Origin of the sequence: Streptomyces colwelliae (assembly GCF_048158785.1) — a bacterium.
Classification (GTDB): domain Bacteria; phylum Actinomycetota; class Actinomycetes; order Streptomycetales; family Streptomycetaceae; genus Streptomyces.
Window position 1 is genome coordinate 29,267 of the sequence record NZ_JBLTJC010000010.1, and the last position, 23,855, is coordinate 53,121.

Consider the following 23,855-nt stretch of genomic DNA (forward strand, 5'->3'; position numbering starts at 1 on the left):
AAGGTGAGCGCCGCTTTCACGGCGCGGGACCGATTCCGTCCGGGGCGGCTGGTGAGCCCCACGCTTCTCAGGGCCGGTGACCGCTTGATAAAAGGTTAGGAGAGTGTCACGCTGCTGTGAACGAGCAGTTTCAGAACCTAAACTTCAGCGAGAGAGAACGATGGAATTCGCCCAGCTGGAGATGTTCGTGGCTGTGGCCGAGCATGGCGGGATCACCGCCGCTGCCGAGAAGTTGCTACGAGCCCCTTCCAACGTTTCCACCCGTATCCGGCACCTGGAAAAGGAGCTGGGTATGGACCTGCTTCTGCGTGACAAGCGACAGGTCACCCTCTCCGCCGAAGGGGAGGCGTTCCTCGAATACGCGCGGCGTTTGATCGACATCGCCGACGAGGCGAAGTCCCTGGCCAACGGCGAGCGGCCTCACGGCCGATTCCGCATCGGCGCTCTCGAAAGCACCTCTGCCGTACGGATCCCTTCGCTGCTGGCCGAGTTCCATCTGAGCTACCCGGAAGTTGATCTCGAACTGGAAGCCGGAGCCTCCGGCATGCTGTTCGATCATGTTCTCAACGGTCAGGTAAGCGCTGTCTTCACCGACGGCCCGCCCGCCTCCCCGGTTCTCACGGGAATGCACGCGTTCACCGAGAATCTGGTCATCCTCACCCCCGAGCCGGTGAAGACGATCGATGACGATTTCCGACAGTCGAACCCGACTGTCTTCCTCTTCGGCACCGTCTGCTCCTACCGCCAGCGATTGGAGGACTGGCTGGAGGAGAGCGGCATCAAACCCGGAAGGATGGTGGAAATCTCGTCCTACTACAGCATGCTCGCGTGCGTGGCCGCAGGAGCCGGCATCTGCATGATGCCGCGTTGCCTCTACGAGTCCCTGCCCGGAAGCAACCGGGTGACCTGCCACCCCATCCAGGGTGACCTTGGACGGGCGGAGACATGGCTCACCTGGCGCCGTGACGCCCGCTCCGCGAACCTGCGGGCCTTCGTACGGCAGGTCAGGGCGCACCTGGCCGCCCTCTCCGAGCAGCAGGCCCCCCTCGCCGCCTGAGCCTGGACGCCCGCGTTGCCGCCGGACAGCACGGAAGTGGTTCCCGCCGTGCTGTGCGCATGGCGGGAACCACTTCGGTGCACTGCCCTATATCTGGGTGCGGGGATGTGGTTGACGCCCGTACAGGGCGACCATGGGCACGATGAGCAGACCGAGCACCGCCTGCTGCGCCGCTGCGGACAGCCCCAGTCCCACGAGAACAGTCCCCAACAGGGTCATGACCGCGACGCCCAGCACCGTGGCCCCGTATCCGCCGCGGCCACCAAGCAGCGACGTGCCACCGACGACGACCGCGGCGACCGTCGTGAACAGGTACGGGCGGCCGACATCCGCGAAGGCGCCTCCGCTGAACCCGAGCAGCAGGATGCCGACGACCGATGCCATCGCGGCGCTGAGGGCGAAGGTGCCCAGCCAGATGCCGAGTTGCGGCACCAGGGCTCTCTCGGCAGCCGTCCGATTGCCTCCCATGGCATACAGACCGCGCCCCGGCCAGGTGCGGCGCAGGACGAGGATGACCACGACGGACAGCGCGGCCCACAGCCACACCGTGAGTCCGACGCCGGTCCCGAGGAAACTGCCGTTGGCGGACCCGGCGTCGGTGAGCCATCCGGGAACGCGGCCGTACACGGTCCCCGCCTGGTCGGCACCGACACTGACGACGATCTGCGCGCCTCCCAGCACGGCGAAGCCCATGCCCAGGCTCAGGATCAGGGATCTTCCGGGCTGGAAGTAACTGATCAGGCCTGTGACCGTGCCCACCACGAGCGCCAGTGCGACGACGATCAGCACGCTGGACCACGAGGACAGCCCTTGGCCGAGGAGCCAGAGCATCACGATGTTGGCGGCGCCGACGACGAACGGGATCGAGAGATCGAGCTCGCCGAGGAGTGCACACAGCGTCTGGCCTATGGACACGATGCCCAGGAAGGCGCCGAACACCAGCATGGTTTTGAGGTTCGTGCCCGACCCGAAGCCGTCCACGGCGAGCATGCCGGTGAGGACGAGGGCGACCACGAGAACGCCGGCCATGAGGCTGCTGTTCTGCACCGACTTGCGCAGAACAGCACGCGTAGCGCGCGGCTGCACGTGGCCGTCACCGGTAACGGGGTTTTCGTTCCGCGCGGACATCCCACTCATGCGAGCACCTCCACTCGGCCATGGCGACGTCGCCTTCGCAGACCGCTCCTCGTGAAGACGGTCCCGACCGCCAACGCGAGAACCAGAATCAGGCCGTACACCAGTTGCACCACGAAGCTGGCAGCGGCCCCGAAGTCGAACGTCGCCAGGGCATCACTGATCAGGAAGACATCGATCGCCCCGACGACCGCACCCAGCGCGCCCCCGCGTCCGCCGCCGACGCTGATGCCGCCGAGCAGCAGCGCGGTGACGACGATCAGCGTGTACTGCTGACCGAACGCCGGATCGCCCGAGGCGATCACCGCGGTGTAGAGCACCCCGGCGAGACCGGCGTAGACACCGGCGATGGCGTGGGCGCCGACACGCGTGAGGACGAGTGGTACGCCGCTTGCGAACGCGGTGCGCTCGTTGAACCCCATAACCCGCAGGTTGTGAAAGAAAGAGGTCCGCGCGATCAGCGTCCACACGACGAAACCTGCCACGAGGACACCCGTTACGGGGGAGAACACCGACGTCGGGGCACCCCAGGCGGTCAGCCAGGCGGGCGCCATGCCGTCGGGCTTGTCGGTGATCATCAGGTTGACACCGGCCAGGACCAGAAATCCGCTCAACGTCACGATGACCGGCTGCAGTCTGAGACCGGCGATGAGGAGGCCCTGGACGACCTCGAAGAGCACCGACACCCCGATCGCGAAGGCGATGATGAGCAGGGGGCTGGTCACTCCGGACTTGATCAGCCAGAACACCAGGCTCACGTTGACGAAGCCCACGAGCGGCCCGATCGCCAGGTCCACCCCTCCCCGGCCGGCCATGGCGACGGGAGTCAGGGCCATCGTGGCCATGATGAGCGGTGCGGCGCTGACGATCGCATACGCCGCTCCGTCGCTGGTGAACAGGTGGGGGCCGCGGACCGCGGCAAGCGCCAGCAGACACACCAGCAGGCTCACGGGAACAGCCGCATATCCATGGCGATCGGCGAGCCGACGAAGGAGGGAACTGTTTTTCGCGGTCATGATCCCAACTCCCTGTCCCCGTCGGGACGGCCGTCTGCCTGGCCGAACATGGCGGCGAGTACGCCGTCCACAGTGATCTGTTCGCCCTCCAACATCGTGAACAGCGAGTCGTCGCGGAACACGGCGACGCGATGGCAGAGTCCGATGAACTCCACGATCTCCGAGGAGAGGAACAGGACGGTGCTTCCCTGCGAGGAGAGCTGACGCAGCAGGTCGTAGAGGCTGTGCTTCGCGGAGATGTCGACCCCACGGGTGGGATCGTTGAGCAGGATGACCCCGGGATCGACTGCGAGTGCTCGGCCGATGAGTACTTTCTGTTGGTTGCCTCCGCTCAGGGTGCCGATGGGCGCTGAGGGCCGGTTCAGACGGATCGACAACGCTGCCCGCTGCTCCTCGAAAGCCTTCTGCACGGCTCCGAATCGAATCACGCCTCCGGACCGCTGGGTGCGGAACAGGGGCATACCGAAGTTCTCGAGGATCGACAGGTTGGGGAAGGTACCTTCGAGCTTCCTGTCACCGGGGATGTAGGCGACGCCGGCGTTCACCGCGTCCTTCTGCCTGGTGATCCGCAGCTCGTTCCCCTGCCTGTCGGCGACGGTGATCGTGCCTTCGGCCGCGGGCCGGATGCCGGCCACTGCCTGGATCAACCCGGCCTGTCCCTGGCCGTCCAGGCCTATGACGCCGACTATCTCGCCTTCGGCCACGTCCAGTTCGAACGGCGTCGCACCATGGCGGAGGCGTACACCGGTCGCACGTACCACGGGGGCACGCTCTCCATGGAGCACGGGCGGCGGATGTGCGGCGGTCGCCGCCCCCTCGCCGAAGTTGGCGGCATCGCCGGTCATCATCTCCAGGAGACGGTTCTCGGTGATCTGCGAGCCCTCGAGCGTGCCGACATCCACCCCGTTGCGCAGGACGGTGGCCCGATCGGCGAACCTCGTCAGTTCCTCGATCCGGTGCGTCACGATGAGCACGCACATCCCTGCGGCCTTGAGGCGGACCGCCGCCTCATACAGCCGCTCTGCTCCGGAGTGGTCCAGGGCGGCCGTGGATTCGTCGAGGATGAGAACCTGCGGCTCGCTGAGCAGAGCCCGTGCGATGGTGACCCACTGGCGCTTGCTCAACGGAAGGTCGTCAACGAGGCCGTACAGGTCGAGTGGTTCACCGAGCAGCCCGGTGAACACCTCTGCGGCGCGGCCAAGTTGCTCGGCCCTGGGCCCCTTCCGGGTCCGGGGTGCCTCCGCGCCGATGAAGAGGTTGTCGAACACGGTCATGCCTTCCGCCAGGAGGACCTCCTGGAAGACGGTGGCCACACCGAGGCTTCGCGCATGCGCGGGGCTGCCCGGCGTGCCGCCCTGCAGTTCGACGGTCCCCGAGTCGGCGGGGAAGACACCCGAAATGATCTTGGCGAGCGTGCTCTTGCCGCTGCCGTTCTCCCCCACGATCGCGTGGACCTCGCCGCGCCGGGCGGTGAACGAACAGCCCTGCAGCGCCTTGGTGTCACCGAAGGCCTTGTGCACGTCGCGCACGCAGAGCACATCGTCCGCGATGTCGTCCCGTGCGGTCACGCTCGCGTCCCGCGGACCGGAAGTGACCTCGGCCGTCAAGGTGTCCTCCCTCCGGTTCCGGCGCGTAGTACGTGTCATCCCGTGCTCCCGCTGCCCGGGACTGCCACGTCCTTGCCGAGCGGCGCCTTGGGCCGCAGGAAGAAGTTGTCGAGATACTTCTCCGAGAACCATTCCGCGGGCTCGATCCAGGTCGCGTCGTTCACGTCACAGCCACTCGGCGTGATCTTGCGGATGTCGTCGATGCCGTACTCGGTGAGCTTCCGGGTGATCGACTGGACCTTGGGACCCTGCCCCTGGAGGATGCGGACCATGATGCTCATGGCACCGGTCGCCTCGCTTCCGGGCGGCCACACGTTGAACAGCCGGGTCTTCCACTCCGGGTGCTTCGTCCAGTAGCAGGCAGCGCCCTTCTCACCGCCGATGGTCATCGGCGGCAGCTTGCGCCCTGATTCGAGCACGGCCTGCATCACGCCGATCTCCTGAGCGGACTGGGTGACGATGCCGTCGATGCGCTCCGGGTGGGTGGAGAGGAACTTCAGGACCTCGGTCTTCGCGATCTGATCGGTCCACTGTCCGGCCACGGTTCCGACCAGCTTGATGTTCGGGTACTTCTTCAGGACAGCCTTGACGCCCCTGTCGACGCTGTCACTGGACGCGGCTCCGGGAATGCCGTTGACATAGAGCATGTTGCCCTTGCCACCCATCTGCTTGGCCACGAAGTCGGCCATGGCGGCACCGCCCTGGACGTAGTTGCCGTACACGTTCACGGATCCCTCGGCCGACGTGAATCCCGAGAACGTCACGACGGGAACGCCGCGCGCCTGGGCGTAGGTGACCGCAGGGTTGATCGCGGTGGACGAGCAGCACAGCAGAATGATGTCGGCGCCCTGGTTGACCAGCTGATGTATCTGCTGGATCTGCGTCGAGTCATTCAGGTTGGACTGGGTCACGATCAGCTTGTCCACCAGCCCGGCCTTCTTGTAGGCGGGGACGAGGACCTTCTGCAGCTGGTTGAGCGACCCGGATCGCCATGTGTTGCCGGCGTACGAGCTGGCGTAGCCGATGGTCCACGGAGGGCCCTGTTTCGGCTTGAAGTTCGCGAAGGGCGATGAGCCGGTCGGCCCGTCAAAGTCCGTGTAAGCCGCTCTTATGTCGCTCGGCAGTGATTTCAGCCCCTGCTGTGATGACTTCTGTGTGCCGGATTCTGCTCCGTTCGATCCGGCGCACCCGGCGGCTGCCAGGACCAGTGCGGCGAGGACCGCAAGCAGGGCAAGTTGGGTTCGTTTCAACAAGGTGAGTTCCTTCATCGGAGGGGCTTGCATCTGCCGCATGCGTAACCCGCGCTGTATACGTCTTGAGGCCTGGCGAAAATAACCGTGATCCTCGCCGTCGGATCCATTCGGCTGTCGCTGAGCGCCCGTTCCCTCAGTGATCGTGAGACTTTTTTCATCCGGTTCGATCTGGTTGTCCCGGAAGGAGATGGAGGGAAATGCGGTTGGGTCGGATGGGCCCGCCGGGCCGGCGTGCCGGTGGTTCGCCGGAAGCTCGACGCCGATTCCTTCGCGGCCGATCTGCCGCGCCTGATCGTCGCACCGCCCGATGCACTGCGGCGAGCAGACAGTAATACCGTCGACATGTGCAGACAAGGGGGCGGACAAAGATCCTCGACACTCCGCACCCCAACACCCTCTGATCGAGTGCGGGTCCTACCGAGGAGAACATCCGCGATGACCTGGGCCTCGCTCGTCTTGAGCTGGGGCTCCTCGCACGCAAGGGCGCACGCAAACAGCGGCTTCACAGGGGGGAGTCGGGCCCAAGCCCGGCGGATCGGCCCCCGCCTGGCTCCATCAAGCCGGCGCCCGGCATCTGCCGCTCGCACAACGGGGAGTCACATACTTGCCCGACTCGTATTACCGTAATACTGTTCCGCCGGGGGCGACTCATTCCCTCCGGATGACGGGTCGCCGCCCCACGGACACGGCGAAGGCCGCGAACTCAGGCGCTCCAAGAGTCGCACGCCGGCCTGCCGCCCGCTTCGCGAGGAGATCCAGCACATGACGGATGGGCTGACACGCGTTGCGGGCCGGGTCCCGTTTCTCGGAGCGAGCATCAATGCCGCGCGCTCACGGCGGCAACCTCGCACGCGCGGACCACTCCGTGTCGGAATCCATATGAGCGCCCAAACCTGCGGGCACGGGCGAAGCGGCCAGGGCTGCGCCCCTGCGTCGCGTCGTCCACCTACCCGTGCGTTGAACGCATGGTCGGCGCCAAGCTGCGCTGAGCGTAGGCGCCGCCCGCGCCACATCGGCAACATCCATCCGTACAACGAAAGGAGAGCCGCATGGCCACCGAGGCCGAGGCTCAGGCATACATCGACGACATGGCTCGCGCGCGCGGTTACGTGCTGGACTACCACAAGGTGATGGCCAAGCAGGACTTCGACGTCCTGACGGCGGCCAACAACCTGGTGTCGAGCGCCTATCTCAAGCAGCGGAAGCTGGACCGCGCGACCAAGGAACTCATCTTCATCGTCAGCCTCACCGTGATGCGGGCCTCGAAGGGTCACATCCAGACCCACATCCGCGTCGCACTGGACCTCGGGCTGAGTCCGGGGGAGATCCTCGAAGCCATCGAGATCGCCCTGCCGGAGGCCGGCATCGTCGCCTTCCAGGCAGGCTTCGACGCGTGGCGCGAGGTAGTGGGGGCCGATGGTCTGGAGCCCACCGTCACGGTGCACGAGGGCGGTTCCGGCTCCAACTGACCTCGTCTTCCGTGTCTTGGTCCCCCTCATCGCTCCGGGACCAAGGCGCGGCTCCGTCAGCAACTGGGACCCCCGCGACCACCCGGAATGCCGCCATGCCCTCGCCCTCCTCGACTAGTACATCGGGTGTTACCGTATTATCAGGAACATGACGACTGAGGCTGCAGATTCGACCGTCGATGCCGTTCCCAGGATGGCTGCCCCTTTGCGTCAGCAGGTGATCGAACGGCTTCGCGACGCGATCTCTGGGGAGCAGTTCCAACCAGGTGAGCGGCTGGTGGAGAAAGTCCTGTGTGCGCGCTACGGCGTGAGCCGGACGGTGATCCGTGAGGCCCTTCGGCATCTCGAGGCCGAGGGTTTGGTCGACATCGTGGCGAACCGGGGTCCTGTAGTGCGGGTGCTCTCCGACCAGGAGGCAGACTCGCTGTACGAGGTGCGCGGGGCCCTTGAGGGCCTGGCCGGCCAGCTGTTCGCCGAGCGAGCCACGCCCGCCCAGCGGGAGCAGCTCCTACGTGCTTTGGATCAGGTGCGTACGGCGCTCGCCGACGGCTCGCTTGCCAGGTTGCTGGAGGTGAAGGACAGCTTCTATGACGCCCTGATCGAGGGGTCGGGCAACGGTGTCATCGGTACGGCCCTGCGCAACATCCACACCCAGATCCGCATGCTGCGCTCGCTGTCGCTGCAGGCCGAGGGGCGCCTCCCCCACACGCTGCGGGAACTGGAGGGCATCGTGGAAGCCACCGTCGTGCGCCGAGACCCGGAATTGGCCCGGATCCGTTGCCTGGAGCACGTGGGAGCGGCCGCCACCGCCATGCGCTCTGCGCGCGAAGCCAGGCGGGCCGCCGAGGCCTGATCACAAAGGCGGGCCTCGCCACACCCCTGACCATCTACAGCGCATTCTGTGCATCACACGTCTCGTCGGCCCAGCAACGCCCGACGGACAGGAGCCGGGCGCCCTGCGCGCGCCACCTCCCTTGAGGCCACCGCCGGGATGTACACCTCCCAGAGCAGCAGAAAAGCCTTGCTCATAGCGTCATACCGTAATATCGTCCTCTCACCGAGGCTGGTGAGAGGATGGACGCAGTCACCCCGCCCCGATGAGGCCGTCCGTAGCTGGCTGGCTCCATCCGAAAGGCATCGACATTCCCGTGGCCACAGCGGACACCACAGTGCCCACAGGTCCTTGGCTACCGCTTGCCGGACATGGGGCCAGGACCACCGTCGCGGTCGGTGTCGGCAGTTTGACGGGGTAGTCCGACTTCGCGTTCGTCACGTTCTTCGCGACGACCGCGGGCCGGCTGTTCTCCCTCGCTCGACTCCTCCGGTGGCTCTGCTCAGTTCACTGTGCGTCCGAAGCGCCACCGGCGTTCTACGCCTCTCGAGGAGTCCCCGGCAGGCGGCCGCTGCGGCGGCCCAGCACTCTGGGTTGACGCGACCTCACGGAGAAAAGATGAGCAACAAACAGGCGGTTCCTGAAGACCTCTACGAGGTGACCATTGTTCGCTACGGCACCAGAGAAACCCTGCGCAGCGATGTCTTCCTCAATTACCAGTTCTACGGCCTCTCCGACGGGCCTATGACTGTCGACTACTTCTTCTGGGTGGTCCGCGGCTCCAACCGAACATTCATCGTGGACACCGGCTTCAACAGCGAGGCGGGCCGCAAGAGGCAACGCACGACGTGTGTGGACCCCGTGACAGCGATGCGGTCCCTGGGCATTGACCCGGAGGCCCAGAACGACGTCATCGTCACCCACGCCCACTACGATCACATCGGCAATCTCGGCTCCCTGCCGAACAGCACCGTCTTCATGTCCCGGCGCGAATACGACTTCTGGACCTCCGAGATCTCCGACAAGACCCTTCTCCGGCAGTTCACCGAAGCCGAGGAGATCGATCAAATCGTTGCTGCCGCGAAAACGGGCCGCATGATCTTCGTGGAGAACGGATACTCGCCCGCGCCCGGCATCACCCTCTTGGAAATCAGCGGGCACACCCCAGGTCAGCTGGCTGTACTGGTGGAGACCTCAGAGGGATCGACACTGCTCGCGTCCGACGCGGTGCACTTCTACGAGGAGGTGGAGCGGGACATGCCCTTCGTCTCGCTGACCAGCCTTCTCGACACGTACAGCGGACTCCAGACCGTCCGTGACCTGCAGGCGTCTGGAGTGCGCCACCTGGTGACGGGCCACGACGCCTCGACACTCCAGCGATTCCGCCCTCAACGGGGCGATCTGGGGGAACACGCCGCCGTTATCGGATCCAAGGAGGAATGGTGACCGCATCGGGCACCGCGAGTTTTCCCGATGAATCATGGATCGGGCGATGGATCGAACACGCTTGGGCAGACCCCGAGTTGTGCCACACGGGTAGGTTCAGCAATTTCCTGATCGAGCTTGTCGTGAGTGACGGTCGAGAAATCAAGCTGACCTATCGAGCGGGAACACTGGCCCTCGGCGACAGTGAAGAATCTGACGGAGAAACCGTAACCCTGTGCGCGGATCTCCACACATGGACCGAGCTGTTCCACGGCCCACCCCAGCCGCTCCGGCACGATCTCCTGGCTCTGCTCAAGCATTCTCAGGGAATCGAACTACGCAAAGGTCGGCTCACACTCATTCGTAATTTGCGGGTCATTACGCGCCTGGTGGAATTGGGGAAGAATGTCGAAATCCAGTGAACCGGTCGTCCTGGAAGAGACGGTCGGACGTTACGTCCATCTCACTGCGGGCGGTGTGCGCTACCGCATCTATTTCGAAGAAGCGGGCTCAGGCCCGGTGCTGCTGTGCTTGCACACGGCCGGCGCCGACTCGCGGCAGTTCCGGCAGATGATCAATGACCGGGAGCTGACCTCTCGGTATCGCGTGATCGCCTTCGACCTTCCGTGGCACGGCCGCTCCCTGCCTCCCGACGGCTGGTGGCGTGAGGAGTACCTGCTGACGACGGACTCCTACCTCCAGATCATCCATGCTTTCGCCGACGCGCTCGAACTGCGCTCCCCAATCGTCCTTGGGTGCTCGATGGCCGGCTCGATCGTGCTGGAACTGGCCCGGCGCACCCCCGACCGCTGGCGTGCCGTCATCGGCCTGTCCGGTGCGCTCAAGGTGCACGGCCGGTTCCAGGACTGGTCGCTGCGTCCGGACGTCAACGCCCAGCAGTCGGTGCCGAGTTGGACCTACAGCCTGATGGCCCCGTCGAGCCCGGAGGAATGGCGCCGGGAGGTGTGGTGGATCTACAGCCAGGGCGGCCCGGGCATCTACCGGGGCGACACCTACTTCTACTCCGAGGACCTGGACCTGACGGAGAAGACAGGGGAGTTCGACACGAAGCGGTGCCCCGTCTATCTGTTCACCGGTGAGTACGACCATGCCTGCACGGCCGACGAAACCCAGGAAGCCATCAGCAGGATCAGCGGCGCCCGTGGCGGGCGGATGGCAGGGATCGGGCATTTCCCGATGGCGGAGAACTACGCGCTGTTTCGCGAATACCTCCTGCCGGCCCTCGACGAGATCAGCGAAGCTGACACCGCTACGGCGCCACCCGAGAACCCGGCGACCGCAGCAGGAACATGATCAACACATGCGGTGTGGCAGCCCCACTGGCCTTGGTCACCCATGCGCGATCGGCTCTCCGTGGGCTCCCCTGCCGAGGACATTCGGCGGTACGACACAAGCAGCGGGGGCCATGGACGGACTCCACGAAGGCCGCGCCCTGGGCCACATCAACACCTTTGACTGAGGAGCATCCATGGATTTCCACGGGAAGACCGCGATCGTCACCGGCGCCGGCAGCGGCATCGGCCGGGCGACGGCACTGAGGCTGGCCGCACTCGGCGCCTCGCTGACTGCCGCGGACAAGAACCTGGCGGCAGCAGAGGAAACGGCGGGCCTGGCCGGAAAGCGGGCAGTGGCAACCTGCACCGACGTCAGCAGTTCCGCTGACGTGCAGAAGATGGTCGCCGCGACGGTCGAGGCGTTCGGGCGGCTCGACATCCTGGTCAACAACGCCGGGTACGGCTTCCGCGGCACGGTGGAGACGATCTCCGAAGCCGACTGGGATCGACTGATGGCCGTCAATACCAAGAGCGTCTTCCTCTGCTCAAAGTTCGCACTTCCTGAACTGGTCAAGACATCCGGCGCCATCGTGAACGTCACCTCCTACACCGCCCAGGTCGGCATCCCCGACCGTGCCGCCTATGTCGCCTCCAAGGGCGCGATCGCGGCACTGACCAGGGCCATGGCCGTCGACCACATCGGCCAGGGCGTCCGCGTCAACGCGGTCGCACCGGGGACCGTGAACTCCCCGTACTTCTCCAGGATGCTCGCCGAGTCCGACAACCCGGAGAAGCTGCGAGCCTCACTCGACGGTCGCGCGCCGATCGGCCGCATGGCCGAGCCGGAGGAGATCGCCGATGCCATCGCCTGGCTGGCCGGCTCCGAGTCGCGCTTCGCCGTCGGCACCGTGCTCACCGTCGACGGCGGCACGTCCATTTGGGGTCGCTGACCCCCCTTGCCCGCAGGGCGTGAGGGTGTCAGTCAACGGCCATCAGGATGCCCAGGTGGGCGGCCGCGCAGTCCCACGCCGGCCTCGCTCGATGTCGATCCTGACGGGATCCGTCCCGGTCCCTTGACATTGCCGATTACGGTATTACGGTCATATGGCTGTCGGTTTTCGGAAGCTGATCCAGAGCCTCCGGCCGGCCCGCCCACTCTGTTTGAAGCGGCGCCTGCCCCTGACCCCCGTGACCCAAGAGCCGTCGTCCGGCCTTGACGCCGCAGAAGGACGCATCACGGAGAGGCAGCGGATGCGCCCGGTGAAGCCCTCGGCACATCTGTCCGCGAAACCGACATGTACAGCACGAAGGTGAAGGGAGATGGTCCCCAATGACACGGATCAGAGGCGCAGTCCTCGAACGGGTGGGTGACGCCGAGCCGTGGTCGAAGTCGACCCCGATCACGGTGGACGTGCTCGAACTCGACGACCCCGGACCTGGCGAGGTCGAGGTCCGCATGGAGGCGGCGGGCGTCTGCCACTCGGACCTCTCCCGCGTCAACGGCAACCGTGAGGTCGTCGTGCCGATGCTGCTCGGCCACGAGGGCAGCGGCACCGTCGTGCGCTGCGGGCCCGACACCGACGGTGTCGCGGTTGGTGACCGCGTCGTCATGACCTTCCTCCCGATCTGCGGCACCTGCGAGGCGTGCACCAGCCCCGGATGGGCCCTGTGCTCGCGCGGGAGCGCCGCCAACGCGCGCGGTGAAATGCTGGGCGGCGGGCGACGGCTGCGCCGGCGCGGCGGGCACATCGACCATCACGGCGGCGTGTCGTCGTTCGCGACCCGCGCCATCGTCGACATCGCCTCGCTCGTGGTCGTTCCGCCCGAGGTGCCAGCCGACGTCGCCGCCGTGCTCGGATGCGCGGTGCTGACCGGCGGCGGCGCCGTGCTCAACGCCGGAGGACTGAAGCCCGGGGAGTCGGTCGCGGTGGTCGGTCTGGGCGGTGTCGGATTCGCCGCCATGATGATCGCCGCCAGCGCCGAGCCGTCAGCGGTCCTCGCGGTCGATGTCCTGCCCGGAAAGCTCACCCGGGCCGGGGGCTTCGGTGCGACGCGCTCGCTCACCCCGCAGGACGCGGTCGCCGCCGACGCGCGCTACGACCTCGTCGTCGAGTGCACCGGCAACCTACGTGCGCTGGAGACGGCGATCGCTCTGACGCGTCCGGGCGGTCGGACCGTCACGGTCGGCCTGCCGCACCCCTCGACGCAGCTGACCATCTCGCCGCTCTCCCTCGTCACCGAGGCGCGCTCACTGATCGGCTCGTACCTCGGTTCCGGCGACCCCGCCGAGGACATCAGGCGCTATGCCGCCCTGTACCTCGAAGGCCGGTTGCCACTGGACAAGCTGATCACGGGCCACATAGCCCTCGCTGACATCAACAAGGCGATGGACGACCTCCACGCGGGATCGGTCCTGCGCCAGATCATCGATCTCGCGAACGAGCAGGAGCCGGCATGAGTGGACAAGGGCAGGTCGTCATCGTCACCGGTGCGGGCAGCGGCATCGGTCGCGCGACCGCGCTGCGGTTCGCCGAGCGCGGCTGGACGGTCGTCGCAGCCGACGTCGACGAGGGCGCGGCCGCCCGCACCGTCGCCGAGCTGAAGACGCCCGGCAAGGCGGTGTCTGTGGACGTCAGCGACAGTGCCCGGGTCGCGGCGCTGATCAGCACCGTGGTGCAGTCTTTCGGCAGGATCGACGTCCTGGTCAACAATGCCGGCTTCGGGTTCCGGGGCACCGTCGAGACCATCGAGGAAGCCGACTGGGACCGTGTGATGGCGGTCAACGCCAAGGGTGTCTTCCTCTGCTCGAAGTACGCCATCCCCGAGCTCGCCAAGACCGGCGGCCGCATCGTCAACGTCGCCTCGTACACGGCGGCCCAGGGCATCGCCGACCGCGCCGCCTACGTGGCGTCGAAGGGGGCCATCGCGTCCCTGACCCGGGCCATGGCGGTGGACCACATCGGCCAGGGCATTCGGGTGAACGCCGTGGCGCCCGGCACCGTCAACTCGCCGTACTTCGCCAAGATGCTCGCCGAGTCGCCGGAGCCGGAGAGCCTGCGGGCCTCGCTCGACGGCCGTGCTCCTGTCGGCCGGATGGCGGAGCCCGAGGAGATCGCGGACGCCATCGTCTGGTTGGCGTCCGAAGAGTCAGGGTTCGTGGTGGGCAGCGTGCTGACCGTCGACGGCGGTACCTCCATCTGGGGCCGCTGACCTCGACCGTGCCCGTCGAACCGTCCGGGCTCGGCAGGCGCCCTGATCGTACGGACAACGAACGCAGAAGACTGCAAGGGGAGAACGCCATGGTGAGCAACGACGCCCAGCAGGTCGCACGATTCCAGGTCATCGCCGACTACCGGCTGCGGGAAGGCACCGAGGAAGTGGTGCTCGGCCACCTCGCACGCCTCGCCGCGGCAAGCCGGACCGAACCGGCCAACATCAGCTACGAGTTCTTCCGCGACGCGGAAGATCCGGCCCACGTCGTCGTCCTGGAGCGGTACGTGGACGCCGCCGGCTTCGACGCCCACCTGAAGACCGATCACTTCGAGACCATTGGCAAGACCGAGATCATTCCGCGGCTCGCAGCCCGCACGGTACGGGTCTACGAGGGAACGGGAGAACGCCCGTGACCGGCGCGGCCACCCGCACAGCGCGAACCTCCAGCAGCACTCCACCCCCGTCCCCGACACGGACTTTGAGGACGTGAACCATGCCGGACAACATCAAGCTGCAGATCCTGCCGACCGGCACCATGCACGCCGACCTCACCTGGCTGCTCCTGGACCCTTCCAGGGTGATGGCGTCGCGCGCGGAGAAGAACAGGCCCGCGCAGTGGGTCGGCGTGCCCACGCACTGTGTGTTCATCGACCACCCCGAGGGCAAGCTGCTCTGGGACGCCGGTGTGCCCCGCGACTGGGAGACCCGCTGGGCCCCGACAGGCCTGCAGGAGTACTTCCCCGTCGATGAGGTCACCGAGGACCAGTGGCTGGACTCGCGGCTGGAGCAACTCGGCTACGAGCCCCACGACATCGATCATCTCGTCCTGTCCCACCTGCACTTCGACCATGCCGGCCAGGCCGACCTGTGGAACGACGCTCCACGCACGAGGGTCATCTGCAGCAAGGACGAGTACGAAGGCGCCTTCGGCTTCGAGGGGTACAACCTCGGCGCCCACGTGAAGAACGACTACGCGGGACTGCACTTCGAGACGGTCGAGGGCGACACCGAGATCCTGCCCGGGGTCACCCTGCTGCAGACCCCCGGCCACACCTGGGGCACCATGTCCCTGCAGGTCGACCTCCCCGACAGCGGCACCATGATCTTCACGTCGGACGCCGTCTACCGCTCCGAGAGCTACGGCCCCCCGTCGGTCGGCGCCGGAGTCGTGTACGACAGCCGAAAGTGGTTCGCCTCGGTGGAGAAGATCCGCAGCATCGCCGAGCGGACCAACGCCACCGTGGTGTTCGGGCACGACGAGGAGCAGATCACCCAGCTCAAGGTCACCCCCGCCTTCTACTCCTGATGACACACCGCCGGGGGCGGGCATCGCCGGCCCCCGGCCCAAGGACGGTCACCATGCGAATCTACGACTACGCCTGCGCGTGCGGCACCCGCTTCGAGGCGATGGTCAGCGGCCCCGACGCGCCCCCGCCCCCATGCGCCGACTGCGGCCGGCCGACCCGGCGCCTGCCGTCCGCGGGCGCTGCCCTGCTCGGCCAGGCTCGGCTGCCCGCAACCGCCGACGCCGCGCCCAAGTCCTGGGACGGGACCCACCAGGGCAACACCGAGTACATCGCGCACTGGCGCCGCACCCTCGACGCACGCGCGGCACTGGAGGAGCGCCACCCGGAACTTGCCGAGAAACGCTCACCCGTCGTTGCCCACGAAGGCCCTTACCACGCCGCCCCGTTGACGGCAGACGAGCTGGCGTCGGGCGCGATCAAGCCGCGCCACCACGCGCACCCGCACCCCCATCCGCACTCACACCAGTTTCCGGCGAGGCAGAACCCGGGAGAGTGATCTCCCCGCCCCTCAGTACGCCTGCCCAGCAAGGCCCGGACATCCCGCACCGTCACGGGCCGTGGTGCGGCGGCCAGTGCTGTGCGGGCCTCCGTCATCGTCGCGTCACGACGTCGTCGAGCTGGTCCAAGTGCACGCCGATCACCCGAAGATCTTCATTCTGCTGGTCCGCAAGGGCTGGCGCAGCTCGGTGAACACCGTCGCGAAGCTGATGGCCGAACTCGGCCTCGTCGCCCGGGTGGTAAGACGCCGAAGCGGGCTGACCAGGCCGGGCAAGCGGTCCGCTGCCCCCGCCTTCGTCAAGCGGGACTTCGTCTGGGAGGACGACATGACGGAGATCGTCACCGAGAAGGGCAAGCTCCACCTCGCCACGGTCATTGACCTGCTGTCCCGGCGCCTGCTCGGCTACGTGATGGGCGCCCACCATGATTGCGGAGCTGGTCGTGGCCGCGCTGAACATGGCTGGGGCCACCCGGTGCGGTGACGTCCGCGCCGCAAGCTGGGCGTCACCCAGTCCATGGGCCGGGTCGGCTCGTGTTTCGACAACGCTGTCAGCGAGGCTTTCGACAGCGTTCTCAAGGTCGAGTACACACAGCGGGTGCGGGTTCAAGAGCCCGACGGACTACGAGAACGAGTACTGCGCCGGCCTCACCGCCCGGGCGCCAAGGCAGGACGATTGCTCGGAGAGACGCTCACCGAGGCGGATCCGACACAACGCGCTCGCCGATGGTCCGCCGCGCCGGTCAGCTCACCTGTGGCGGCGCTCGGCCTGAATCCCCACCAAATCACTGGGAAAGTCGGCGAATTGTTCAGCCACGCAATGCCTTTCGGACGGTCTCCGTGGGAGTCTCACCATATTGCTGCCGGTAATACGAGGAGAATCGGCCTAGGTGTAGAAATCCCCAGTGTGTGGCGATGTCGGTAATGGAACGCCGACCGGCCAGGGCCATCAATTCATTTCGGACTCGTTCGAGACGGACTTTTCGAACGTATGCCATCGGTGTGATTCCCGTGGCCTCACGAAATCCCACTTGCAGTGACTTCGCGCTGACACCTGCGACCCCGGCCAGACGCGCGATGGACAGGTCCGACTCAGGTTGCGAATCGACAAGGTCGATGACGTCCTTGATCCTATTGCGCTGCGCCGGCTTCGTCGGCGTGCAGAGCTCGTCACTATAGCTGTGCGGCACGGCCAACAGCAGTTGAGTCAACACGAATGATTCCAACTGCCTCAGGGCGAGCGGAAATTCAGCGACGCCTCCGGGCCGGGCGAGTTCAGAACGCAGAAAGCGGACCGCTGAGACCAGGCCCTGTCCGGCTCCTGTGGTCATGTCGAAGCCGAGCGAAAAATCGATCGGCCCTTCCACAGGACGGTTCAGCAACACTCCCAGATGTTCCTCGACCGCCTTGCTCGGCAGCAGGACGGCGTACTGCAGGGCATCGGGGCTCCAGCGGACGGTGAAGTCATCGAACGGGCGGACCATCACCCCCTGCCACATCCCCGTCGTCACCACACGCCGGCCGGCCTGTGTCACCCTGCTCCTGCCCTGCATGGTCAGGTTGAGGTGGTAGTTCTGCACCATCTGCGGGACCAGCAACTCGGCGTCCGCCCCGTAACCGAGGTGCCCGATGAGCAGTTGCTGGGACCGTAGAAAGTGAAACTTGAAGTCCAGCGGTTTCCCGTCGTGAGACTTCAATTCATGAGGCACGTAAACGGACGCAATCACGTCATGGGCCTCTTCGAAGTCCCTGGTCCTCACGGTGTCGGGCCGCAGTTGCGGATCCGGCTGCCGAGAAGATCGATCAGGGACGCGCGAAAGGAGGCTCCCCGGTGCCGGCATGGCGGGCTCAGAGCTGCGAAGAAGATCTCCCGCATCTCGCTGCACTCGCTTGGATTCCACTCCGGAGCGGCCTTGAGTATCGCCGCTCAAGCCTGTGATCACTTCGCCACCTCCACCCGCCACCATGGGAAACCGCATGGCCTAGACTTGCGCAAGACAATAGAGCAAGTGTGGGCGGGTGTCACTATCCAGAGAACGTCGCGACTATCCGTTCCGCGAATTCATCACCGATAACGGCTCTCACTTTTACACGCCGCCCACCACGGCACCCCTGTCGTCCGGCATGGACTCGCTGCTCCATCGAGACTGTCGGAACGACGGGTCAGACGATGTCCAGTGCATCGAGCAGTGGAACAGCGAGCTCTTGCCGGCCGTCGATCTTGCAGTGGTCCACCCAAGGACGCCGGGTTGTTCCCCACGCCACGAACGCACTTGCGTCCGAAATCACGCGCACCGCTCCGAAGTCGCCCTCGCCAGTGCTCAGGCCTCCGTCCATGCACCGGCTGACCGTCCACACACTCGCCCCGGCGCCAGTGAACTCGAAGGTCACGGGCGCCGTCACCGTCTCGTCGAGCAACGAGCCCTGCATCTGCGGCAGCCCCCACATCATCCACTGCACCGCCGCGTACAGTGCGGCTTGGCTCACTGGCTCGAGGGCTCGGGCCGCCGGGGTGGGATCGACAGGCCCGTACGGCCGCAGGATGTCGTGCCGCAGATGACAGAAGTAGTCGAACACCTGGGCGTTGGCGAGGGCGTGCGTTGGATAGGTTCCCAAAGTCGGGATCGTCACGGGAACCGACGCTTGAGGCTCTTCCTGCTGGGCGAGCAGTTTCTGCTCGAACAGCGGGACATAGGTGTGGAACTCTTCGAGAATCTCTTCGATCGAACGGTTCCGGCGCCGGTCGACACGCACATCGTGCTGTCGTTCACGGTTCGATGGGAGCGGCGGCGCGCCCTCGGGTTCGGGGATGGGATCAATGGCCTCATGAGCGTTCGCGGCCATGTGGGCCACCACATCACGGATCCGCCACCCGGCACAGGCCGAGTCCATCATCCACTCTTCGCGAGTCAGCGTCCCGATGACGCGCTCTACGTCGCGCCGCAGGGCGGGGAACTCCTGAGCTGCTTCCCTGGTCACGAGTTACTCACCTTTCCTTGCCGGTGACAGTGGAGGCGTTGCCCGCAGGCACAGGAAGCCCGTACTTGCCGCCGAAGAATACGAGTGGATGCTGAGTCGAATCGGAGCCCAGCGTCCGTATCTCCGCGGCGACGATCGTGTGGTCGCCACCGTCGTACTCCGCCCACACGGTGCAGTCGGCCCACGCGATGGCACCGTCCAGGATGGGGGCCCCGGATGGTGCGGGCGACCAGTGCACACCCGCGAACTTGTCGGCGCCGGACCTGGCGAAGGCGTTCGAGATCTCTTCCTGGTGCGTCGCCAGGACGTTGACGCAGAAGTTGCCCACGGCGCGGATGCGCGGCCAGGTCGTCGAGGTACGTGCCGGATTGAAGCTCACCAGCGCCGGATCGAGAGAGAGCGAGGCGAACGACTGGCACGTGAAGCCGATCGGACCGGTTTCGTCGGCGGCGGATATGACGGTCAGACCTGAGCAGAACAGCCCCAGAGTTTTGCGCAGATTCCGTGGGCTGAGGGGTTCCTCGACCAGAAGAGTTTCTGGCATGGTGTCGGATGACATGGACATGATGCTCCCATCACTTTCCAGATAACTGGGGAAATCCGTGGGATGAATTGTGCCGCCAGAGCCGACGGCATCGGCGGCACAATTCGATTGAAAGACCGCGAGTCTTCAGCGGTATGCCGAAAAGGGGCCACGGCCGCTTCTTCTGACCGAGCGTCAGAAGATGGGCGGTCCTTTGGTGACCACTCGATCCGACAGCAGAGGAACAATCTGCCCGAACACGATGTCCTTCACGTGAGGTGTGGAGAAATGGTGATCGAAGTCAGCTGCTTCCTGGTACCTCTCGACGATGAAAAAGACATTTTCATCGTCGGCCGATCGATGCGGTTCGTACGAAATGCAACCGGGCTCCTTCAGAGTCTCCTCCCGTACCTGCCGCAGCAGGTCCAGGAGCCGGTCAGTGTGTCCATCGATGACGGTGTATCGAGCGACAACCGTGAAGGTCACGTTTCCTCCCTTTCCGGAGACGACGCACGGCCGGTCGATCAGTGCCTGAGGCCGGCATCACGCATCAGGGGCATGACCTTCTCGTTGAAGTACTCGAGTTCCTCGGCGTAGTCCAGGAATCCGATCAAGGCGCCGTCCATTCCGGCATCGGAAAGCTGCTGGAACTGCTCGACGACCTGTTCGGGCGTGCCGACCAGGTTGATTCCGCCCCAGCCGGCGATGAACCGCTCCTGCATCTTCTCGATCTGCGCGTTCGACGACTGGCTCTCGATCCCGAGGACACTCATGATGTTGCGCGCACCCGGCCAGTCACCCTGGTCGATGATCTCCTGGTGCACCGCTTTGGCTTCGGCTTCGGTGTCGCGGCACACGACCAGCGCCATGGTCATGACCTGGATGTCGCGCTGGTACCTGTTCTTCGCCCGGGCCTTGATCGCGTCGGAGTACTCCTTCATGCTCTCGCGGGTGTCGAGAGCGGTGAAGTTGACGTCGACGTGCTTGGCGTTGAACTCCAGTGCGGCGCGTGACGTGCCGGCGTTGAGCAGTAGGGGCCGGGGCTTCGACAGTGGCTTCGGGTATGCCTCGACGCCCTTGGACTGGAAGTACTTGCCGTCGAAGTCGAATGAGCCGTCCTTGGTCCACAGCTCTTCGGCGAACTCGACCCACTCGCTACCGAACGCGTACCTGTCGTCGTGTTCCAGCTGCTTCTTGCCGAACATCTCCATTTCCGGCGTGAACCAGCCCATGACCAAGTTGATGCCGTAACGGCCGTTGGAGATGTGGTCGATGGTGGTGGCCATCTTGGCGGCCGCGATGGGATGCACCGTCGGCAGGTGACACGTGGTGAAGACGTGGATGTTCTCCGTGGCCTCCGCAAGGCCCGCTGCCCACGTGAAGGTTTCGTAGCAAACGCCGTTGAAGTTCGTCTCACCACCGAATCCTCGCCACCGCGCGATGGGAACGATCGCTTCGAAGCCGCTCCTGTCGGCGAGCTGAGCGATTCTCTTCTGCTGCTCCCAGGTGACGCGGAAGGATGTGGGGGCGTGGCTGTTGACGATGCCGCCGCTGCAATTGAAGGCGAAAACCCCGAGCTTGAACTTCTGGTCGTTCATCATGGGTGTGGTGGCGACATCGACTTCTCCGACGCCGAAGGTGTCCTGCTGATGCACGGGCATGGTCACGGAGTTACTCCGGTCACGTCGAGATGAGTACCAGCCGAAACGACTGGGCTACCTGGCTGTCACAAGGTAGCCATCTGTGGGCGCTATCACTATCCGAAAAATAACGCCGATGTCCGTCTGTCAGAGAACCCGACCCAGCGATGCAGGAACATCTGGTTCAGTCGTAAAGCCTTCGTCAGAGAACGCGGTGCGGGAACAGCGTCGGCGACGAGTGAATCGTGGCCCTTCCAAGATTTCCGTGCAGCCGGTCATGCTTCCGTGCGCCGGTGACGCTCCGTCACGGACGGCGGGATGCTCGGTCAGATCGTGGCGAGTACGGCATCGACGATCTCGGCGTCATGTCTGGACTGCGAGGTTTCTGTCGAGACGTCGGCACAGCGGCTACGAGCGCCGGCTCGCCGACGACGCAGTCGGAGGCCGGCGAGTGTCATCACGTGGACCATCCGGCGCCTGTTCTGCGACAACCCGGGCTGCGCGAGAGTGACGTTCGCCGAGCAGGACGATGGACTGACCGTGCGTTACGGCCGGCGGACTTCGCACCTCAAGGGCATGTTGGGCGCGATTGCGGTGGCCTTGGCGGGCCGCGCCGGTGAACGCCTGGCGGCCCGGCTGTCGGCTCCGGTCAGCGACACCACGCGCTGAGCCTGGGGAGGATCATCTGCCGCGACCGTGGCGGCGCCTTCGCGGACGGCGCTCGCACCGGTGCCCCCAACGCCGTCCAGGTCGCCGATTTGTGGCACGTCTGGTACGACCTCGCCGAAGCCGTGAAGTCCGTGGTCAGCAAGCACAGTTCCTGCCTTCGCGAACCGGCACCTGCCCCGGAGTCACCCCCTGAAGTCCTGCACCCGCCGTTCTCCCACGCGGGTCGGCTGACCGAGCGGGTCCAGCAGCACCACACCGCCGTGCACGATCTGATCGGTCCCCAGGGTCTCAACATCCGGGCCGTCGCCCGCCGACTGAAGCTGTCCCGGAACACCGTCCGCCGTTATGCCCGCGCCGTCACCTGGGAGGAACCGGCCACCGGCCGCTGGCAGAACCTCCCCAGCACCCTGGACCCCTACAAGCCCTACCCGCACCAGCGGTGGCACCAGGGCCACACCAACGGCGCCAAGCTCCACGCCGAACTCCGTGAGCGCGGCTTCACCGGCTCCTACTCCGTCTTCCGCGACTACCTCCGGCGCTTCCGCCGTCTGCCCGCCGACGCCCCGCCCCCACACCGGCCACACGGCATCCGCAAGGTCACCAGCTGGATCACCCGAAACCCCGACCGCATGAACGACGACGACCAGCAGAAACTCAAGGCCATCCTGGCGTGCTGCCCCGAACTCGAAGCCGCCACCGGACACGTCCGCTCCTTCGCCGCGATGATGGCATTCCGCAGCGCGAGCCGCCTGCCCGAATGGATCGCCGCAGCCCGAGCGGACTCCGCCATCGGCCTCCGCGGCTTCGCCGACGGCCTGCTCACCGACCTCGACGCCGTCGTCCTCGGCCTGAGCACGGGATGAAGTTCGGGCTGCGTCGAGGGCAGAGTCACGGACATCAAGTTTCGCAAGCGTCAGTTGGGCGGCACTCCGCTACTCCGCAAGCGCGTCAAGCTCGTGGCTGCCGGCCGTCGACAACACAGAGCCGCGTGCAGTAGTCGGCAGCGCGCCCCCGACTGCGAGCCAACCCGGGCCCGAAACGTGAGGGGCCGCATTCGGCTCGTGATCCTCCGAGCTTCGAAGTCAATGGTTGCCTAGTGCTCAGGGCGCGGCTTGGCCTTGATGGCGTGGCGGGCGGCCTTGTAGGTCTCGGGCAGGAAGCGGTGTTCGATGGCGGTGCGCTTGGTGGCGGTGTCGCCGCCGACGACCTCGGCACGTCCGTTCATCAGGGCGAGGAAGCCCTGGCGGGCGACTTCCTTGCGGCTGTTCTTCTTCATGCCGGGGCCGAAGGCGGTGTTGTTCATGCCGGCGCTGGCGTGGAAGTCGCTGTCGGTGGCTCCGGGCATGAGGCAGGTGACGCTGACGCCGTGTTCCTTGAGTTCCTCGCGCAGTCCGAGGGCGAACATGCGGGTGAAGGCGCGGGAGGGCCCGTACACGGTCTCGTAGGGGGTGGGCAAGGTTGCCGACAGCGACGAGGTGATCAGGATGCGGCCGCGGCTGTTGCCGGCCATGTGCCGGGCGACGTGCTTGGCCAGGTGGACGACGGAGGCCACGTTCAGCTGGATCAGGGAGAGTTCGTCGTCGAGGTCGGTGTCGAGGAAGGCCCCGCCGATGCTCCGGCCGGCGTTGAGGACCGCGGCGTCGAGCGGTCGGCCGGTCTCCCGCACTGCCCGCCACACCGTCTCGACGCCCTCGCTCCGGGAGAGGTCGGCGCGCACGGGAGTGACGTGGACGCCGTGCTGCGAGAGGTCGGCCGCTGCCTGGTCGGTGTGCTCGCTGCGGCCGGTGGCGATCAGGTCGAACCCGTTGATGGCGAAGAGCTTCGCGAGTTCGTGGCCGATGCCCGCGGAGGCCCCGGTCACCAGGGCGAGCGGGCGGTGGGAGGTGATGCTGCTCATGAGAGGTGCTCCTTCTTCGTGTGCCGGTGGCTGGCCGGTGCTG

At 66.0% G+C, this 23,855-nt stretch carries 25 protein-coding genes; 15 read left to right on the plus strand and 10 right to left on the minus strand.

Features of this window, described 5'->3' with window-relative positions; all coding sequences use genetic code 11:
• The first annotated feature begins 160 nt into the window (after positions 1–160).
• Entirely contained in the window at positions 161–1,057 is an 897-nt protein-coding gene (locus ACNFOC_RS03785; protein WP_416956538.1) for a LysR substrate-binding domain-containing protein, read from the plus strand.
• Between the two features lie 87 nt (positions 1,058–1,144).
• On the opposite strand, the gene ACNFOC_RS03790 is transcribed toward ACNFOC_RS03785, so the two are convergent.
• From ACNFOC_RS03790 to ACNFOC_RS03805, 4 genes are read right to left on the minus strand one after another with little or no spacing between them, the layout of a single operon-like run.
• Positions 1,145–2,194 carry an ABC transporter permease gene (locus tag ACNFOC_RS03790; RefSeq protein WP_416956540.1) on the minus strand — a complete coding sequence of 350 codons (1,050 nt, stop codon included), beginning with the start codon at positions 2,192–2,194 and terminating at the stop codon, positions 1,145–1,147.
• The gene (locus ACNFOC_RS03795; protein WP_416956542.1) at positions 2,191–3,207 is read right to left on the minus strand and encodes an ABC transporter permease; all 1,017 of its coding nucleotides are present in this window, start codon (positions 3,205–3,207) and stop codon (positions 2,191–2,193) included. The genes ACNFOC_RS03790 and ACNFOC_RS03795 overlap by 4 nt, the downstream gene beginning before the upstream one ends.
• The gene (locus tag ACNFOC_RS03800; protein WP_416956544.1) at positions 3,204–4,814 is read right to left on the minus strand and encodes a sugar ABC transporter ATP-binding protein; all 1,611 of its coding nucleotides are present in this window, start codon (positions 4,812–4,814) and stop codon (positions 3,204–3,206) included. Before ACNFOC_RS03800 ends, ACNFOC_RS03795 begins: the two co-directional genes overlap by 4 nt.
• A gap of 35 nt (positions 4,815–4,849) precedes the next feature.
• Entirely contained in the window at positions 4,850–6,421 is a 1,572-nt protein-coding gene (locus ACNFOC_RS03805) for a substrate-binding domain-containing protein (protein ID WP_416956546.1), read from the minus strand.
• Positions 6,422–7,116: 695 nt separating this feature from the next.
• Between ACNFOC_RS03805 and ACNFOC_RS03810 the strand changes: the two genes are divergently transcribed.
• From ACNFOC_RS03810 to ACNFOC_RS03865, 12 genes are all read left to right on the plus strand, one after another.
• Complete coding sequence (locus ACNFOC_RS03810) at positions 7,117–7,536, plus strand: carboxymuconolactone decarboxylase family protein (RefSeq protein ID WP_416956548.1); 420 nt, start codon at positions 7,117–7,119, stop codon at positions 7,534–7,536.
• Positions 7,537–7,684: 148 nt separating this feature from the next.
• Positions 7,685–8,389: a GntR family transcriptional regulator gene (locus ACNFOC_RS03815; protein ID WP_360807172.1), complete on the plus strand. Its 705-nt coding sequence runs from the start codon at positions 7,685–7,687 to the stop codon at positions 8,387–8,389.
• 597 nt (positions 8,390–8,986) lie between these two features.
• Positions 8,987–9,814, plus strand: coding sequence for an N-acyl homoserine lactonase family protein (locus ACNFOC_RS03820; protein ID WP_416956550.1), 828 nt, complete (start codon positions 8,987–8,989; stop codon positions 9,812–9,814).
• The gene (locus ACNFOC_RS03825; protein ID WP_416956552.1) at positions 9,811–10,215 is read left to right on the plus strand and encodes a hypothetical protein; all 405 of its coding nucleotides are present in this window, start codon (positions 9,811–9,813) and stop codon (positions 10,213–10,215) included. The genes ACNFOC_RS03820 and ACNFOC_RS03825 overlap by 4 nt, the downstream gene beginning before the upstream one ends.
• Positions 10,199–11,107 carry an alpha/beta fold hydrolase gene (locus tag ACNFOC_RS03830; protein WP_360807166.1) on the plus strand — a complete coding sequence of 303 codons (909 nt, stop codon included), beginning with the start codon at positions 10,199–10,201 and terminating at the stop codon, positions 11,105–11,107. Before ACNFOC_RS03825 ends, ACNFOC_RS03830 begins: the two co-directional genes overlap by 17 nt.
• A gap of 175 nt (positions 11,108–11,282) precedes the next feature.
• Positions 11,283–12,038: an SDR family oxidoreductase gene (locus ACNFOC_RS03835; protein WP_360807164.1), complete on the plus strand. Its 756-nt coding sequence runs from the start codon at positions 11,283–11,285 to the stop codon at positions 12,036–12,038.
• A gap of 380 nt (positions 12,039–12,418) precedes the next feature.
• The gene (locus tag ACNFOC_RS03840; RefSeq protein ID WP_360807162.1) at positions 12,419–13,546 is read left to right on the plus strand and encodes an alcohol dehydrogenase catalytic domain-containing protein; all 1,128 of its coding nucleotides are present in this window, start codon (positions 12,419–12,421) and stop codon (positions 13,544–13,546) included.
• A complete protein-coding gene (locus ACNFOC_RS03845) occupies positions 13,543–14,298 on the plus strand; it encodes an SDR family oxidoreductase (RefSeq protein ID WP_416956555.1) in 756 nt (251 codons plus the stop codon). The genes ACNFOC_RS03840 and ACNFOC_RS03845 overlap by 4 nt, the downstream gene beginning before the upstream one ends.
• Positions 14,299–14,387: 89 nt before the next feature.
• Positions 14,388–14,714 (plus strand): putative quinol monooxygenase, encoded by a 327-nt coding sequence (locus ACNFOC_RS03850; RefSeq protein ID WP_416956557.1) that lies wholly within the window; start codon positions 14,388–14,390, stop codon positions 14,712–14,714.
• A gap of 80 nt (positions 14,715–14,794) precedes the next feature.
• Positions 14,795–15,607 carry an N-acyl homoserine lactonase family protein gene (locus ACNFOC_RS03855; protein ID WP_360807156.1) on the plus strand — a complete coding sequence of 271 codons (813 nt, stop codon included), beginning with the start codon at positions 14,795–14,797 and terminating at the stop codon, positions 15,605–15,607.
• Positions 15,608–15,660: 53 nt separating this feature from the next.
• Positions 15,661–16,104 (plus strand): FmdB family zinc ribbon protein, encoded by a 444-nt coding sequence (locus ACNFOC_RS03860; RefSeq protein ID WP_416956560.1) that lies wholly within the window; start codon positions 15,661–15,663, stop codon positions 16,102–16,104.
• Positions 16,105–16,165: 61 nt separating this feature from the next.
• A complete protein-coding gene (locus ACNFOC_RS03865; protein WP_416956562.1) occupies positions 16,166–16,588 on the plus strand; it encodes a hypothetical protein in 423 nt (140 codons plus the stop codon).
• Between the two features lie 325 nt (positions 16,589–16,913).
• On the opposite strand, the gene ACNFOC_RS03870 is transcribed toward ACNFOC_RS03865, so the two are convergent.
• The 5 genes from ACNFOC_RS03870 to ACNFOC_RS03890 form a co-directional block, all read right to left on the minus strand.
• The gene (locus ACNFOC_RS03870; protein WP_416956564.1) at positions 16,914–17,831 is read right to left on the minus strand and encodes an AraC family transcriptional regulator; all 918 of its coding nucleotides are present in this window, start codon (positions 17,829–17,831) and stop codon (positions 16,914–16,916) included.
• Between the two features lie 436 nt (positions 17,832–18,267).
• Positions 18,268–19,083, minus strand: a complete 816-nt coding sequence (locus ACNFOC_RS03875; RefSeq protein WP_416956566.1) for a maleylpyruvate isomerase family mycothiol-dependent enzyme — start codon at positions 19,081–19,083, stop codon at positions 18,268–18,270.
• A 7-nt stretch (positions 19,084–19,090) separates the two neighbouring features.
• Positions 19,091–19,642 (minus strand): flavin reductase family protein, encoded by a 552-nt coding sequence (locus tag ACNFOC_RS03880; protein ID WP_416956568.1) that lies wholly within the window; start codon positions 19,640–19,642, stop codon positions 19,091–19,093.
• Between the two features lie 159 nt (positions 19,643–19,801).
• Positions 19,802–20,092 carry a putative quinol monooxygenase gene (locus ACNFOC_RS03885; protein ID WP_416956570.1) on the minus strand — a complete coding sequence of 97 codons (291 nt, stop codon included), beginning with the start codon at positions 20,090–20,092 and terminating at the stop codon, positions 19,802–19,804.
• Between the two features lie 38 nt (positions 20,093–20,130).
• Positions 20,131–21,267, minus strand: coding sequence for an LLM class flavin-dependent oxidoreductase (locus ACNFOC_RS03890; RefSeq protein ID WP_416956599.1), 1,137 nt, complete (start codon positions 21,265–21,267; stop codon positions 20,131–20,133).
• Positions 21,268–21,564: 297 nt separating this feature from the next.
• Between ACNFOC_RS03890 and ACNFOC_RS03895 the strand changes: the two genes are divergently transcribed.
• On the plus strand, positions 21,565–21,915 hold the full coding sequence (locus ACNFOC_RS03895) for a hypothetical protein (protein ID WP_416956573.1): 351 nt from the start codon (positions 21,565–21,567) through the stop codon (positions 21,913–21,915).
• A gap of 89 nt (positions 21,916–22,004) precedes the next feature.
• Positions 22,005–22,778, plus strand: coding sequence for a hypothetical protein (locus ACNFOC_RS03900; protein ID WP_416956574.1), 774 nt, complete (start codon positions 22,005–22,007; stop codon positions 22,776–22,778).
• 230 nt (positions 22,779–23,008) lie between these two features.
• Here ACNFOC_RS03900 and ACNFOC_RS03905 read toward each other — a convergent pair whose 3' ends face one another.
• The gene (locus tag ACNFOC_RS03905) at positions 23,009–23,812 is read right to left on the minus strand and encodes an SDR family NAD(P)-dependent oxidoreductase (RefSeq protein WP_416956576.1); all 804 of its coding nucleotides are present in this window, start codon (positions 23,810–23,812) and stop codon (positions 23,009–23,011) included.
• Positions 23,813–23,855 lie beyond the last annotated feature (43 nt).

Bases quoted from the DNA above. Each gene is read 5' to 3' on its own strand.
- ACNFOC_RS03785 (WP_416956538.1), top strand. From the start codon at position 161: ATGGAATTCGCCCAGCTGGAGATGTTCGTGGCTGTGGCCGAGCATGGC.
- ACNFOC_RS03790 (WP_416956540.1), bottom strand. From the start codon at position 2,194: ATGAGTGGGATGTCCGCGCGGAACGAAAACCCCGTTACCGGTGACGGC.
- ACNFOC_RS03795 (WP_416956542.1), bottom strand. From the start codon at position 3,207: ATGACCGCGAAAAACAGTTCCCTCCTTCGTCGGCTCGCCGATCGCCAT.
- ACNFOC_RS03810 (WP_416956548.1), top strand. From the start codon at position 7,117: ATGGCCACCGAGGCCGAGGCTCAGGCATACATCGACGACATGGCTCGC.
- ACNFOC_RS03815 (WP_360807172.1), top strand. From the start codon at position 7,685: ATGACGACTGAGGCTGCAGATTCGACCGTCGATGCCGTTCCCAGGATG.
- ACNFOC_RS03820 (WP_416956550.1), top strand. From the start codon at position 8,987: ATGAGCAACAAACAGGCGGTTCCTGAAGACCTCTACGAGGTGACCATT.
- ACNFOC_RS03830 (WP_360807166.1), top strand. From the start codon at position 10,199: ATGTCGAAATCCAGTGAACCGGTCGTCCTGGAAGAGACGGTCGGACGT.
- ACNFOC_RS03835 (WP_360807164.1), top strand. From the start codon at position 11,283: ATGGATTTCCACGGGAAGACCGCGATCGTCACCGGCGCCGGCAGCGGC.
- ACNFOC_RS03840 (WP_360807162.1), top strand. From the start codon at position 12,419: ATGACACGGATCAGAGGCGCAGTCCTCGAACGGGTGGGTGACGCCGAG.
- ACNFOC_RS03845 (WP_416956555.1), top strand. From the start codon at position 13,543: ATGAGTGGACAAGGGCAGGTCGTCATCGTCACCGGTGCGGGCAGCGGC.
- ACNFOC_RS03850 (WP_416956557.1), top strand. From the start codon at position 14,388: ATGGTGAGCAACGACGCCCAGCAGGTCGCACGATTCCAGGTCATCGCC.
- ACNFOC_RS03855 (WP_360807156.1), top strand. From the start codon at position 14,795: ATGCCGGACAACATCAAGCTGCAGATCCTGCCGACCGGCACCATGCAC.
- ACNFOC_RS03860 (WP_416956560.1), top strand. From the start codon at position 15,661: ATGCGAATCTACGACTACGCCTGCGCGTGCGGCACCCGCTTCGAGGCG.
- ACNFOC_RS03880 (WP_416956568.1), bottom strand. From the start codon at position 19,642: ATGTCATCCGACACCATGCCAGAAACTCTTCTGGTCGAGGAACCCCTC.
- ACNFOC_RS03890 (WP_416956599.1), bottom strand. From the start codon at position 21,267: ATGCCCGTGCATCAGCAGGACACCTTCGGCGTCGGAGAAGTCGATGTC.
- ACNFOC_RS03895 (WP_416956573.1), top strand. From the start codon at position 21,565: ATGCTCGGTCAGATCGTGGCGAGTACGGCATCGACGATCTCGGCGTCA.
- ACNFOC_RS03905 (WP_416956576.1), bottom strand. From the start codon at position 23,812: ATGAGCAGCATCACCTCCCACCGCCCGCTCGCCCTGGTGACCGGGGCC.